The sequence below is a fragment of the uncultured Brevundimonas sp. genome, assembly GCF_937870815.1.
GTDB lineage: Bacteria > Pseudomonadota > Alphaproteobacteria > Caulobacterales > Caulobacteraceae > Brevundimonas.
Window position 1 is genome coordinate 22,053 of record NZ_CALMZS010000215.1, and the last position, 14,506, is coordinate 36,558.

Here is a 14,506-nt window from a genome sequence, read left to right on the forward strand (position 1 = left end):
TCTAGCGCCTGTCGTCAGGAGGTGAAGCGGGATTGGGCGGCAAGGTGGCGAGATAGTCCGCCACGGCGCGGCGATCGGCGTCCGACAGGTTGCGGGAGACGGCGTTCATCAGATCGACGGAGGAATTGTCGCGCTGTCCTCCGGCCCAGGCGGAGAGTTGAGAGGCGGTATAGGCGGGATGCTGGGCGGCCAGAGACGGGAACTGCGGCGCGACCCCGAAGCCCGAGGGGCCGTGGCAGGAGAAGCAGGCCGGGACATTCTTGGACCAGTCGCCATAGAGCGCCAAGCGTTCGCCCCGCGCGATGTCTCCGCCGAGCGACGGCCTGGCCGTGGAGGGGGCCCGCAATCGCGCATAATAGTCCCCAAGCGCGCGGCGCTCGTCCGGCGACAGGGCGGAGGCCACAATGGCCATCGACTCGTTTTCGCGGGCGCCCGCGATATAGTCGTTCAGCTGTTTGACGATATAGGCCGAGGGCAGGCCGGCCAGTCGGGGCACGGTCTCGCTGCCCTGGCCCCGGGTCCCATGACAGGACGAACAGGACCAGGCGTCGCCTCGCCCCTCGTTGATCAGTCGGATCACCCCGGCGTCAATCGCGGCCGGGGGCGGCGCGACGAACACGGGTTGCGGCGCCAGGTCCGGCGCCATGCGGGAGACGATCTCGACGCCGCCCCGCCAGGGCCCCCGGTCAGGGAACCGGCGACGCTGTGCCGCGACGAAGGCGGGGGTGACCGGGGCCTCGGCTCCGCCCCAGGTTTGGCGGACGTACGAGGCGACGCGGGCCAGTTCTTCGTCGGACAGAACGCTGGAGAAGTTCGGCATATGGCCGTTGAAGGTCCGACCGCTGACGGCGATGGGGCCGTCGATCCCGTGCAGCAGTATCTGGACCACGACCTGGGGATCGGCCGAGACGAAGGCTGAGCCTTCCAGGGGCGGCACGGCGCCGCGAACCCCCACGGCGTTGGGCTGATGGCAGGAGGAGCAGCGGGCCTCGAAGATCTGCGCCCCGGAATTGACCGCATGACGGGGCAATTCGGCCATCTGGGCGGCGCGTTCGGACCGGCCGATCGCGACGGCCTGGCTGTTGTCCCACAGGGTGATGCCGCCCCAGAGGGCCAGGGCGACGGCGATCCAGAGAACCGGGAGCGGGATGCGCCGGAACTCCTCATAGGGTTCGTAGGCCTCGTCCGTCTCGCGTCGTTCGACCGGGTCGGGGGTTCGCCGTGTCCAGGGAAGGCGGATCATCGCGGCTCGCCCCTCTCGCTGTAGCCGTCATCGCGAACGCCGGCGCGGGGCGCCGGGAAAGTCCTGTCCAAACTCTTGAGATAGGCCACCAGATCCAGGGCCTGGGAGCGGGCCACGACGACCTTGCCCGCGGGCGCATAGCCCCCGGGCATGGCCACGACGACATCGCCCCTGGCCGCCTTGTCCTTGATCTCGAACAGATAGGGATAGGCGGGCATGATGCTCCAGTCGAACACGGCCCGGGGCTGGTAGAGATGGGTGAGATGCCAGTCCCGGCTGGGAAGCCGTGCGCCGACGTTCTGAAGATCCGGCCCGGTCCGCATGGTGCCCAGCTGGTGGGGCTGATCGTAGAAATAGTCCGAGGCCACCGAGGCGCGCCCCCAACCACGTTCGGCGTCGGGGGCCTGGTCCAGCGACCGGGGCTGCTGGCTGTGACAGGACACGCAGCCCTGCGAGACATAGATGTCGCGGCCGCGCGATTCCGCCGCAGTATAGGCCTCGAGACCCGGTGTGGGGGGCTCGGTCCGTATCTGGATGCCTGGGAGGATCACGAGAAGGAGGGTGGCGAAGGCCAGGATGGCGAGGGCGAGGACGCCGAGGGGAATGACGCGGTTCATGCGGCGGTCGCCGGAACGGTGTCGGGCGGCGAGTCAGTGGCGTCCGACGCGGACGACGGGGCCCGTCCGCGCACGATCACGGCCATGAAATGGATCGCGAAGATCAGATGGCCCACGGTCATCAGGATACCGCCCACGGACCGGGCCTCGAGATATGGCTTGAGCAGCGTCACGCTGTCGGCGAAAGGACGGGTCACATCCAGCATCGCCAGGCCCTGGAGGACGCCGCCCACCGTCAATGACACGAAATAGACGGCGAAGCCGGCGACCACGAGCCAGAAATGGGCCGCGATCAACCTGGGCCAGGGCCAGGCGCGACCGGTCAGCCGCGGCAGGGTGTGGTAGACGGCGCCGAACAGAACGAAGGACACGAAGCCATAGGCGCCGAGATGGGCGTGGCCGACCGTGTATTGTGTGAAGTGGGTCACGGTGTTGACGCTGCGCAGCGCCTCGATCGACCCCTGGAAGGAGGCCGCCGTGTACATGAGCGCGCCCAGGGAGATGAATCTGAGGGGGATGGAAGCCTTGAAGACCCAGAGGTTGCGCGCGACTGTGACGTGCTGATTGACGGCCACGGCGATCACCGGGACGAACATCATCACGCTGTGGACGATGGACAGGGTGACGACCCAGGTGGGGACCGGGCCGCCGATCAGATGGTGGATGCCGACCTGGCTGTAGAAGAGGGCCAGGGCCCAGAAGCCGAGCAGCGACATGCTGTAGGAATAGATCGGCTTGCCGATGATCTTGGGAATGAAATAATAGGCCGCGCCGACACCGAGGGGGGTGAGCCACAGACCCAGGACATTGTGGGCGAACCACCAGTTCACGGTGGCTTCCTGCACGCCCGAATGCAGGCCGGGCAGGTTGGCGATGAAGAACAGGATCGGAAACCAGCACAGGGCGCCAAGATAGTACCAGCCGGTCACATAGATGTGGCCGACGTTGCGATTCAGCGCTGTTCGCAGCAGGGGCAGGACGAAACAGGCCCCGGCGGCGGCCAGCAGGATGTCGATCTGCCAGGGAATCTCCAGCCATTCCTCGCCGTCGGTCCAGCCGGAAGCGATGGCCGCGGCCCCGGCGGCCAGGGCGATGTTCCAGAGCGCGGCGCCCAGGATCGGAAGGCGCGGATGACGCAGCGCGGTGTGGAAGATGCGCGGCGCGATCCATATCGCCACCCCGATGCCGGTCAGCGACAGCCAGCCGTAGGCCACCATGTTCAGATGCAGGGTCCGGACCCGCCCGAAGGTCAGGGGACCATAGGCCGAAAGCCAGTCCGGCCAGTGCAGTTTGAGCGAGGCCATGACCCCGAACACGGACCCCAGCACAAGCCAGAAGATGCCGCTCGCCAGCAGGACCAGAACGGGCCGTCGCGAGACAGCGTCGATCCCCGCCCGCGCGGTGTCATAGTGGTGCGGGCCGAGGGCCTGTGGGTCGTCGCCGGCCATGGTGGCGTCGTCGGCCTGCCCGGCCTCGCCGGGGACGAACACCGTATAGGCCTGACCCTGGTGCAGTTCCATCTGACGGTTGGTCACCGCCCAGATCAGGAAGGCCAGCGCCAGCAGGGAGACAAGGAAGCTGAGAGCCAGCAAAAGGCCGATCGTCACCGACACGCGCGTTCTCCCGGATCAGAATGCGACGGTGACATCTGCATATCCATAGACGGTATCGCCGGTATCGGGCGCGCCGGGCGCGTCGGTCAGAACCCGCCCCTTGAACAGCCGGGCCGCTCCGACTTCCAGCCAGGCGCCATCGGGTCGCAGCGCATATCGCGCCCGCGCTTCGATCTGCTGCCCGGCGAACCGCCCGGAGCGACCCGAAGGGTCGGCGACCAAGGTCAGGCCGAGGGCGTCGGTCGGGCTGTCCAGCCAGAGCCCCCTGTACATCGCCATCGCCTCGAACCGGGGGGAGGGCCTGACCTCGACCCGGACGCCGGGCGACCTCAGGTTCTGGCGCGAGACGGGCCCGTAGAGACCGGCGGGGCCGAACTCGAACCGACGGGCGCCGAACAGTGGATCAAACCGCGCGTAATGGTCTCCGCCTTCGTCGCCGCTGGCGTGGTCATACTGGACCGCCAGCCGGGGCTTCCAGACGCGATCGAAGGTTCGGCCCACTTCGGCGTGCATGAACCAGGCGCCGACGTCCAGATCGCGCGTGTCGGCCACGGCGGCCGTCCGTCGGGCCGTGCCGACCTGTCCCGCGGCCTCGAGCTCGAAATCCACCCGACCGGTCCCGGGCCCCCGACGCAAGCGAAAGCCGGGCGTGAACAGCCGCCTGTCCCGGGTCTGCAGGGCCGGGTCATCCTGTTCGTTCAGCCCATAGCCGTAGATTTCCAGGGTGGTGGCCCGATCATCGAGCGATCCCACCCATGACGCGCCAAAGAACTGCAGGTCGGTGCTTTCGCGGTCCCATTCGACGGCATGGCCTTCCACGCCGGCCCGGTCGTCGGGCAAGCGGTACTGGGGCATGACCCAAAACGCGGTCAGGTTCCCGCCCCCCAGCGGGGTCTGAAGCCGCGCGCCCGTATAGGCGTTGGTGGTGTTGCGGAAATTCTGTCGCGAGACCAGCCGCTTGGACCCGACGTCCATCGTCATCCGGCCCAGGCGGAGAACACTGTCGCCGTCGTCGCCGAGATCGATATCGGCAAAGGCTTGCACCAGTTCGAGTCCGTTGACCTCGCTGGTGCCCACGGAGGACAGGGGATCCTGTCCGAACGCCCGAGAATCGTACAATTCGGTCCCGAAGCGAACGCGACCGGCGTCGTAGCCCACGGCCAGGGTCGCGCGGGTGAACAGGACGTCGTCATGTTCGGCGAAACGCGGACGGAACTGGCCCGCCAGGGTTTCCGCGCGAACCCGCAGGCTGCCAGATACGGTCCAGCGCGAGGGTGTGGCGGGGGCCTCCGGAGCGATCACCGGCGCCGACTGCGCCGCGGCCGGATGGGATATCGCCAAGACCGCGAGGAGCGGTGCGATCATCGGGCGACGGGTCCAATACGACGAATCCTACCCATGGCAGGGGCGGTCAGGACGCCGCGGCGAACCATCCCCTCCTCGACGACCTGGGTGACGCTGACATCATGCACCTGGGTGTCCTGGCCCTGGGCGAAGGCGGCATAGCGATGCAGCCCTTCCAGCATGCCGACATTGGTGGCGGCGAGATACAGCCGGTCGGCTTCGATCGCGCGGCCATCGATCGTGACGTCGCTGACGCGCCGTCCAGCTGGACGGTTAAGGTCGAAGGTCCAGCCGATGCCGGAGGTCTGCACCAGGCCTCCGACGCGGTCGAAGACATCTTCGGGTCCGAGGTTGGTGGCGCTCTGTTCGAGGATCGACAGGACCTGGGCGCCCGTCAAACGCAGGGTCACCATCCTCGTCGGATGGGGCAGCAGGGTGACCAGGCGATCGCGCGTGACCGGTCCCGGGGTGATGGAAACGCCGTAACCGACGCCGGGCATGAAGGCGATGTCCGCGCCCGTGCGTTCGCGCATCAGGTCGCCGACCAGAACGTCGAAGGGGCTTTCAGATTTGTACTGGCGTCCGATCCGATCATAGGCCGTGGCCAGGACCTCATCGAGGCGGGCGCGATGGGGTCCGTCCAGATCGGACACCAGGGCGGCGATGCGGGGATCCGGGTCGATCCGGTCGTTCCAGAGGTCGGTCACCTTGCCCTCGACCGCCGACACCTCGCCGTCCGCGTCCACGGTGACGGTCAGCTCGCCAAGAGCGGCCGCATCGGACACGGCTTGGGCGATCCAGACCCCGTTCACCCGCTCGGGGGGATCGATCCGGTCGTGGGAATGAGCGGCCACGATCAGATCGATGTCGGGAATCTGTCGCGCCATCTCGCGATCTACGGCGGTGCCCTGGTGCGACAGGACCACAACCACTTCGGCGGCTTCGCGCATTTGCGGCAGAATGGCGCGCGCCGCGTCGATGCCGTTGGTGAAGGTCACGCCCCGGGTGTTGGCCTTGGATCCGGTCTCGCCGGTGTTGTGATAGCTGAGCGCCAGCACAGCGACCCGGACGCCGCCGACCTCGAACAACTCCCACGGCCGTCCGAATATGGGTTCGCCGTCCACCAGGGCGTTGGCCCCCCGCATCGGAAAGTCGGCGATGGCCTGAAGTTCCCGGGTCCGGTCCAGCCCGTAGTCGAAATCGTGATTGCCCAGGGCCATGAAGCGATAGCCGACCGCGTTCATCAGCCGGATCATCGCCTCGCCTCGCGTGGCGTTGCCGACCAGGTCGTCGCTGAAGGTGTCGCCCCCGTCCACGAGCAGCACAGAGTCGGGTCCGACTTTCCGGCGCACGTTTTCGATCGCGGAGGCGAGGTAGGCGAAGCCGCCGATCATGGCGGCCCGGTCGAACTGGGCCGGGTCGCGGCCGGGATCGCCCGTCTGGGCGGTGGCGTCGCCCGGCGCGACCGGGAAAGGCGTATGACGCCCGTGCATGTCGTTGGTGTGCAACAGGGTGAAGGCGCGATCCTGGGCCAGAGCCGGGCGCGGCGCGGCCGCGACCACCAGTCCAAGCGCGACCGCGATCATTCCGAGCTTCATGCGTTTTTCTCCCGACGTTTTGCCGCAGGAGCCACACGTCCTACCTTAAGGCAGTCTTAAGGCCGGATTCGGTCCACCATTTTTACGACTACCGGTCGCTCCGCGGCGAGAGCAAATCCGGCGTCAGGTCGGGGCGGACCGTGATTGGGGTCGGGACGGGGCGTTCGACGAACGTCGATGTTTCCGACGTTCTGGGGGCAAGGTCGTTTCAAACCTCGGCGCGCACGTCGGTTACGGGCATGATCAGGTCAACCCGCAGCCCCCCAAGCGCCGAGCGCGCATAGTCCATCCGCCAGCCTTGAGCGCGCGCGCAGGCCTGGGCGATTGACAGCCCCAAGCCGTTGCCGCCCGGACGGGCGTTGGCCGCCCGGAAGAAGCGATGGCCGAGGCTGGTCAGATCGGAGAAGCCGACGCCGGGGCCGTCGTCTTCGACGATCAGTCGGGTCAAATGTCCGTCGGCCTCCAGGCGGACCTCGACGCGGGATTCGGCATAGGTGGCGGCGTTGGACAACAGGTTGCCGAGGATGACGGAGAGCGGATGGGGTTGCGCGTGCAGGCTCAAGGGGCCGGGCCGATGGATCGCGATGCCGGGGTGGTCTCCCGCCCGCTTGATGAGATCCGGCCAGAGGTCGGCCAGCGGGATCCAGCGTCGCTCTTCCAGGGTCGATGAGAGGGCCTCGCTGCGCGACATTTCCAGCAACTGGCTGACCAGTCGCGCGGTGCGATCGACGGACTCGGTCATCTGCGCCAGGGCGCCGTCGCGCACGGTCTTGTCCTTGGCGGCGGCGGCGATCTGGGCCTGGACGCGCAGGCCGGCGAGGGGGGTGCGCAGTTCATGCGCCGCAGCGGAGATGAATTGCGACTCGCGCTGTCGCGCCGCGTCCAGACGCCCGATGAGGCCGTTCAGGGCGTCGGTGAACGGCTTGAGTTCGTCGGCGGCCTCGGGCGTCATGACCGGGGTCAGGTCATCGGCGTCGCGCGCGGCGATGGCGCGGGTGACCGACCGGATCGGGGCAAGGCCGCGACCCACCGACATCCAGATCAGGCCCGCCATCGCCAGCAGCCCCAGCCCGGCCGGGGCGATCAGGCCTGCGATCACGCTCTGAACCAGATGGTCGCGCATGCCGAGATTGTCGCCGACCAGGACGCGGACGCCGGCCCCGCGGTTCTCGACGGCATAGACGCGCCAGCGCTCCCCGTCGATCACCGTCTCGGAGAACCCCGTCGCAGCGGTCGTGAGACGCGAACCCGGAGCCCCGTCCGAACGACCGATGAGCGCGCCGTCAAGCGACCAGATCTGGCAGGACAGCTGGCGGGCGTAGGAGGTTCGGCTCGTGGCGGACGCCAGCGCCGCGGCGTCCGCCGGTACGCGGGCGACATCGCCGCTGGACAGCAGGGACGACACCATGCGCGAGGCCTCAATCAGGCGGGCGTCGAGGACGCGCTCGACCTCGTGCTGGGTGCGGACATAGACCCAGCCCGCCGCCAGGCTCCAGACGACCGTCGAGGCAAGGGCGAGGATGACGAACAGTCTGAGGCGAATCGAGCTCATCGCAAGGCGTATCCCAGGCCGCGCATCGTTCGGATCAGATCGGCGCCGAATTTGGCGCGCAGATGGTGGATGTGCACTTCCACGGCATTGCTGCCGATGTCTTCCTGCCATCCATAGAGCCTCTCTTCCAGTTGTCCGCGCGACAGCACCTGGCCCGGACGCTCGATAAGGGCCTCCAGGATCGCGAACTCGCGGCGCGAGAGGGGGACGTCCCGGTCGCCCAGCCAGGCGAGACGGGCCTTCGGATCGAGAACGAGATCGCCGTGTTTCAAGGGCGCGGACGCCCGCCCGAGGACCCTGCGACGGACCGCTCTCAGCCGCGCCGCGAGCTCCTCCAGATCGAAAGGCTTGCCGAGGTAGTCGTCGGCGCCCGCATCCAGGCCCTCGACGCGATCGGGTGCGGAGTCCCGGGCGGTCAGGAGCAGCACGGCCACCGCCATCTCGCGGCGTCGGACGAAGCGCAGCACCTCCAGACCGTCGCCGTCCGGCAGGCCGAGATCCAGCACGACGGCGTCGAAGCTGGAACAGTCCAGAGCGGCCAGGGCGTCCTGGACGGTGCCGGCGACATCGACGGTCCAGCCATAGGTGGTCAGACCGACCTGAAGGCCGTTGGCGAGAATGGGGTCGTCTTCTACGGCGAGGATGCGCATGGCGATCGGATCGGCCTCCAGGCTTAAGGCTGACTTAAGCTGCGATGACGATCGACGCCGCATGAAAAAGCGCTTCGCCTTCATTTCCGGCCTGAGACTGGCCCTCACCCTGGTGATCATGGCGCTGGCCGGAACCTTGCCCGCCGCAGCCCAGGCGCCCCTGTCTCCGCAGGACGCCTTCGACCTCTCGGTCACCCGCACCGAGGCCGGCGATGTGACCTTCGCGTGGCGCATCGCGCCCGGACACTATCTTTACCGGGGCCATACCGTGGCCACGGCGGCGGACGGCAAGACCGCGCTCGCCCTGGACCTGGCTCCGGGCCAACAAAAGGACGACCCCGGCTTCGGCGTCGTCGAAATCTGGCGCGACGCCGGCCAGGCGACCCTGACCCAGGCGACGCTCGAGGGCGCCGGCTCTTCCCAAACGGTCAACATCACCTATCAGGGCTGCGTCGAGGACTCGATCTGCTACCCGCCCGTCACCGAGACCGTGGCCCTGCCGGTTCTGCCGGAAGGCCGCGCGGCGCCCGCGCAAACCCTGGCGACCAGCGACCCTTCGGACGCGGTCGCGGCGAGCGCCAGCGCCCTGGCGATCGCCGCCGCCGAAGCGTCGTTCGCCGAAAGCCCCGGCGGCGGCGTCGCCCCGGGTCCCGTCGCCTCCGGAACCGGCGAGGTGCAACTCCAGTCGGGCGGCGGAATGGTGGAATCCCTGTCCCTGCACGGCGGCGCCCCTTGGGTGCTTCTGGCCTTTTTCGGTTTCGGAATTCTGCTGGCGTTCACGCCCTGCGTCTTCCCCATGTACCCCATCCTCGCCGGCGTGATTGGACGGGGCGTGGACGGGCGCGACCCCCGGCGGGGTTTCATCCTGTCCGGGTCCTATGTTCTGGGCCTGGCGTCCGCCTTCGCGCTTCTGGGCATGGCGGCCGCCTGGTCGGGGCAGAATCTGCAGATGGCGCTGCAATCCGTCTGGGCGGTCGGCGCGCTGTCGCTGGTCTTCGTGGTTCTGGCCGCGTCCATGTTCGGACTGTTCGAACTCCAACTGCCGTCCGCCTGGACGTCGCGGCTGTCGGTGGACCGGGGCACGGGCCGACGCTCGGCGCCCTCCGCGGCGGGCATGGGATTCGTATCCGCCTTGATCGTGGGGCCCTGCGTCACCGCGCCGCTCGCGGGAGCCCTGCTCTACATCGCCCAGACCGGCGATCTCGCGCTGGGGGCCGGCGCCCTGTTCGCCCTGGGTCTCGGCAAGGGCGTGCCGCTGATCATGTTCGGCACCATGGGCGCGCGCCTTCTGCCCAAAGCCGGCCCCTGGATGAACCGCGTCAAGGCCGTCTTCGGTTTCCTGTTCCTGGCGACCGCCTGGTGGCTGGGATCCCGCATCCTGCCGCCGGTCGTGCCCCTGGTGACTGGCGCCGCGCTCCTTCTGATGGCGGCCGCGGCGCTCGGGCTGTTCCAGCGTGATCCGGCGCACGGCCTCGGCGCGCGGATGGCGCGTGTCGCGGGGCTGGCGGCGACCGTCTGGGGCGTGATGCTGTTGGTGGGCGCGGGCGCGGGCGCGACCGATCCCCTGCAACCCCTCGAGCCCTTCGGCGGCGTCCGGGCGGCGGCGGCTCCCCCGGACTACACCGAAACCGTGGTGACCGACGAGGCCGGGCTGCGACAGGCGACCGCCCTGGCGAGCCAGTCCGGACGGCCGTCGCTGGTCTATTTCACGGCGGACTGGTGCGTGAGCTGCAAGGTCATCGAACGCGAGGTCTTCGAGGATCCTGAGGTCCAGGCCCGTCTGGGGGAGGTCTCGCTGATCAAGGTCGATGTCACAAAGACCGACGTCGAGGCGCGGTCCCTGATGGAAGCCTTCGCCGTGGTGGGGCCCCCGACGATGATCTTCCTGGATGCCGAAGCGCGCGAGCCCGCCGATACGCGGATCGTCGGCGAAACCGGAGCCAAGGGCGTTCTTGACGCCCTGACCCTGGCGCAGGGAGGCTGAGATGGGCGCGATCGTCATCGGGCCTCTGGTCCTGTCCGCCGAACGGTTCGCCATCATTCTCGGCGTGGCGGCCTTCCTGATCGTGTCAGGGATTCTCGCGAGCCGGGTGAGCGGACGGTTCAACCCCTGGAGCACGGTGGTGGCGCTGGGCGGCGTGGCCATAGCGCGCCTGGCTCATGTGATCGGTCACTGGTCCTATTTCGAAGGGGACCTGCTGCGAATTTTCGCCGTCTGGCAGGGCGGTTTCTCCTGGCCCTGGGCCCTGGTCGCGGTCGGCCTCGCCAGCCCTTTAATTCTCAAACAGCGCCGTCTGATGGCCTATGGGCTCGCTCCCGTGATCGCGGCGGTCTTCGTCTGGAACGTCGCCTACCAACTGACCGCCCAGACCGACGCCAAGCCGATGCCGGACCTTACCCTGGCTCAGATCGACGGCGCCCCGCTGAACCTCGCCGAGGGCGACGGCCGACCGACCGTGATCAATGTCTGGGCCACCTGGTGCCCGCCGTGTCGCCGGGAAATGCCGGTCCTGGCGGCCGCCGAGGCGGCCAATCCGGACGTCCGGTTCCTCTTCGTCAACCAGGGCGAAGGTGCTGAAACCATCAACCGCTTCCTCGACGGCCAGGGCCTGGAGCTGGACACCGTCCTGCTCGACGAGGCGATGGCCTTGCCGAGACACTATGGGACCCTCGGCATTCCGGTGACGCTGTTCATCGACGCCGACGGCGCCCTGCGAAAGTCGCACATGGGCGAGATTTCGCCCGAACAGATCGACGCCGAACTGCAGGCCATCGCCCGCTGACGGTTCCACATCATTCGAGACAGCACTGGAGAAGAGCATGCTCAACACACATCATATGGTCGCCACCGTCCTGGGCGCCCTGGCGCTCGCCGCCTGCAACCCCGCGGGAGCCGAGAATTCCACGACGGAATCCGCCGGCACGGCCACGCAGGACGGCGCCCTCGTCACCAGCGTCGGCTTCGCCGACCTGCTGCGGACGCCGGCCGCGCCGTTCATCGGGGCGGAGAAGGCCGACGTCACGATCATCGGCTTCATGGACTACAACTGCCCCTACTGCCGCCAGATGAACCCGGAACTGGCGGCCCTGCTCGAAGCCGACCCCAAGGTCCGCATTCTTTACAAGGACTGGCCAATCTTCGGCGAGCCGTCCACGGCCGCGGCGCGGACCGCGCTCGCGGCTGGCTATCAGGGCAAATACGAAGCCGTTCACAACGCCTTCATGCGCTCGGCCAATCGCATCGCCGGCGAGGACGACATTCGGACCCTGGCTGAATCCGCCGGCGTGGACATGACCCGGCTGGATCGTGACCTCCAGACCCACCGGGCCGAGATCGACGCCGTCCTGGACAGAAACAAACGCGAGGCCTCCGCGTTGGCCCTTCAGGGCACGCCGGCCTTTATCATCAACGGCAACCTGATCCCCGGGGGCATGCCCCTGGCGCAGCTACAGGCGGTGATCGCCCGCATCCGCGCGGGCGAACCGCTGCGCTGAACGGAGCACGACCGCCATGGCCCATCTGACCCTGCTTCAGCTCAACGATCTGCACGGCTATCTCGAGTCTCACCCCGAAATGGTGCGAACCGGAGCCGGCTGGCAGTTCGAGAGGCTGGGTGGGCTGGCGCGCATCGCCTCGATCTTCGCCGAGGCGCGGGTCGAGGCGGGGGGCGCCGCCCTGACCCTGGACAATGGCGACACCTTCCACGGCTCCTATGTCGCCCTGGAATCGAAGGGCGAAGCCCTGGTTCCCCTGATGAACGCCTTGAAGATCGACGCCATGACGGCGCACTGGGAGTTCGCCTATGGACCGGCCGGCTTCGCCACGCTCGCCGCGCAGCTGGACTATCCGGTGCTGGCCGCCAATGTCTTTCGCAAGGCGGACGGCGCTCCGGCCTTTGACGGGCGTCGCGTGTTCGACCGCGGCGGACTCAAGGTCGGGGTCGTCGGTCTGGCCTGTCCGATCGTCGACAAGACCATGCCCCCCAGTTTCAGCGAGGGACTGCGCTTCGAGATCGGCGTCGAGGAATGCCGGGATCATATCAAGGCGTTGCGCTCGGACGAGGGCGTCGATCTCGTCGTGGTCCTGTCGCACCTCGGTTTTCCGCAGGACGTCCAGCTCGCCAAGGACATCGATGGCGTTGATGTCATCCTCAGCGGCCACACCCACAACCGCATGCATGAGCCGGTGGTGGTGAACGGCGCGATCATCTTCCAGTCCGGGTGTCACGGCGCCTTCGTCGGGCGGCTCGACCTGGAGGTCGAGACGGGACGGATCGTGAGCTATCGACACCAGCTGATCCCCGTCGATGACGGTTGGCCCGAGGATCCGGAGATGGCGGCCCTGGTCGATAACGCCATGGCGCCGCACCGGGACAGGCTCTCCGAAGTGGTCGGTCGCACGACCCAGCCGTTGCACCGCTACGCCATGCCCAGCGCGCCGATGGACGACGTCCTTCTCGACGCGATCGCGGCAGCGGCAGAGGTCGAGATCGCCTTTTCGAACGGGTGGCGTTACGGCGCGCCGGTCGCGCCCGGGCCCGTGACCCTGAACGACCTCTACAACATCATTCCGATGAACCCGCCGGTCTCCCGCGTCGATCTGACCGGGGCGGAGATGCGCCAGCTCCTGGAAGCCAATCTGGAAAGCACCTTCGCCGCCGACGCCTATGCCCAGATGGGCGGTTACATAAAGCGCTGCCGCGGCCTGACGGTGTTCGTGAAACTCGAGAACCCGAAGGGCGAGCGCGTGGATCGCCTGTTTGTCGGCGATGAGCCGGTCGATCCGGAGCGCGTCTACCCTTGCGCCTTCGTCACCACCCAGGGCGTGCCCAGGCGATATGGAACCGGGCGGCGCGATCTGCAAATCGATGCGATCACGGCCCTGCGACGCTGGCTGTTAAGGAACGTCGTCGGCGACGGTCTGCGGCCCCCCAGCGTCATTGTCGTCTGAACCTCGCGCCGTTCATCCCGCATCCTTTCCGCAATCATGGAAGTTATTGCGCCTGACGGCATCCGTCACGCCGGAGGATCATCGATGCGATACATCAGCCATGGCGGCGCGCAGGTGGCGGCGCTGCATGACGAGAAGACCGGCAGCTGGCAGTATGTGGTCAGCGATCCGGACTCGGGCGTGGCGGCGATCATCGACCCCGTGTGGGATTTCGACGAGAAGGCCGCCGCCACCTCCACCCGCAACGCCGACGTGCTTCTGGACTACGTCCGCGAGGCCGGTCTGAAGGTGGAGTGGATCCTGGACACCCATCCGCATGCTGACCACTTCTCCGCCGCTCCCTATCTTCACGAGAAGCTCGGGGCGCCGACGGCCATCGGCGAAAAGGTTCAGGGCGTCCAGGCCTTGTGGAAGGACATCTACAGGCTCCCCGAGAGCTTCCCGACCGACGGACGTCAGTGGGACCGGTTGTTCACCGAAGGCGACACCTTCTCGGTCGGCGGGCTGGAAGGCCGGGTGATGTTCTCGCCGGGTCATACCCTGGCCTCCATCACCTATGTCATAGGCGGCTGCGCCTTCGTGCACGACACCCTGATGACGCCTTATGCGGGCACCTCCCGCGCGGATTTTCCCGGCGGCGATCCCCATGCCCTCTACAGGAGCATTCGGGACATCCTCGCCCTCCCGGAGGACACGGGGGTCTTCGTCGGCCACGACTATGGCCCGGATGATCGCGAACCCGCGTGTTTCAGCACTGTGGCCGAGCAGCGCCGGGACAACATCCACGTCGGCGCCGGACGCTCCGAAGCCGAGTTCGTCGCGCTCAGGGAGGCGAGGGACGCGACCCTGCCGCTGCCCAAACTGATGCTCTACGCCCTTCAGGTGAACATCCGCGGCGGCGTCCTGCCCGAGGCGGAGGCCGACGGTCGTGTGTTCTT

Annotated in this window: 12 protein-coding genes; 5 read left to right on the top strand and 7 right to left on the bottom strand. The window is 67.8% G+C overall.

The window, feature by feature from the left end:
• Window position 1: 1 nt before the first annotated feature.
• From Q0588_RS15290 to Q0588_RS15320, 7 genes are all read right to left on the bottom strand, one after another.
• Window positions 2-1,243, bottom strand: coding sequence for a c-type cytochrome (locus Q0588_RS15290; protein WP_298747939.1), 1,242 nt, complete (start codon window positions 1,241-1,243; stop codon window positions 2-4).
• A complete protein-coding gene (locus Q0588_RS15295) occupies window positions 1,240-1,860 on the bottom strand; it encodes a cbb3-type cytochrome c oxidase subunit II (protein WP_298747941.1) in 621 nt (206 codons plus the stop codon). The genes Q0588_RS15290 and Q0588_RS15295 overlap by 4 nt, the downstream gene beginning before the upstream one ends.
• On the bottom strand, window positions 1,857-3,473 hold the full coding sequence (locus tag Q0588_RS15300; RefSeq protein WP_298747944.1) for a cbb3-type cytochrome c oxidase subunit I: 1,617 nt from the start codon (window positions 3,471-3,473) through the stop codon (window positions 1,857-1,859). The genes Q0588_RS15295 and Q0588_RS15300 overlap by 4 nt, the downstream gene beginning before the upstream one ends.
• 15 nt (window positions 3,474-3,488) lie before the next feature.
• On the bottom strand, window positions 3,489-4,838 hold the full coding sequence (locus tag Q0588_RS15305) for an alginate export family protein (protein WP_298747947.1): 1,350 nt from the start codon (window positions 4,836-4,838) through the stop codon (window positions 3,489-3,491).
• The gene (locus Q0588_RS15310) at window positions 4,835-6,415 is read right to left on the bottom strand and encodes a bifunctional UDP-sugar hydrolase/5'-nucleotidase (RefSeq protein ID WP_298747950.1); all 1,581 of its coding nucleotides are present in this window, start codon (window positions 6,413-6,415) and stop codon (window positions 4,835-4,837) included. Before Q0588_RS15310 ends, Q0588_RS15305 begins: the two co-directional genes overlap by 4 nt.
• A gap of 208 nt (window positions 6,416-6,623) precedes the next feature.
• Complete coding sequence (locus Q0588_RS15315; protein WP_298747953.1) at window positions 6,624-7,967, bottom strand: ATP-binding protein; 1,344 nt, start codon at window positions 7,965-7,967, stop codon at window positions 6,624-6,626.
• The gene (locus Q0588_RS15320) at window positions 7,964-8,701 is read right to left on the bottom strand and encodes a response regulator (RefSeq protein WP_298747956.1); all 738 of its coding nucleotides are present in this window, start codon (window positions 8,699-8,701) and stop codon (window positions 7,964-7,966) included. Before Q0588_RS15320 ends, Q0588_RS15315 begins: the two co-directional genes overlap by 4 nt.
• Here Q0588_RS15320 and dsbD point away from each other — a divergent pair.
• The 5 genes from dsbD to Q0588_RS15345 form a co-directional block, all read left to right on the top strand.
• Entirely contained in the window at window positions 8,679-10,601 is a 1,923-nt protein-coding gene (dsbD, locus tag Q0588_RS15325) for a protein-disulfide reductase DsbD (RefSeq protein ID WP_298747959.1), read from the top strand. The genes Q0588_RS15320 and dsbD overlap by 23 nt on opposite strands.
• Before the next feature lies 1 nt (window position 10,602).
• Window positions 10,603-11,400, top strand: coding sequence for a TlpA disulfide reductase family protein (locus tag Q0588_RS15330; RefSeq protein ID WP_298747962.1), 798 nt, complete (start codon window positions 10,603-10,605; stop codon window positions 11,398-11,400).
• A 37-nt stretch (window positions 11,401-11,437) separates the two neighbouring features.
• Window positions 11,438-12,112, top strand: a complete 675-nt coding sequence (locus Q0588_RS15335; RefSeq protein WP_298747965.1) for a DsbA family protein — start codon at window positions 11,438-11,440, stop codon at window positions 12,110-12,112.
• A 16-nt stretch (window positions 12,113-12,128) separates the two neighbouring features.
• Window positions 12,129-13,568 carry a bifunctional metallophosphatase/5'-nucleotidase gene (locus Q0588_RS15340; RefSeq protein WP_298747968.1) on the top strand — a complete coding sequence of 480 codons (1,440 nt, stop codon included), beginning with the start codon at window positions 12,129-12,131 and terminating at the stop codon, window positions 13,566-13,568.
• Window positions 13,569-13,652: 84 nt separating this feature from the next.
• Window positions 13,653-14,506: MBL fold metallo-hydrolase (locus Q0588_RS15345; protein ID WP_298747971.1), on the top strand; the 854-nt coding region annotated here is incomplete at its 3' end.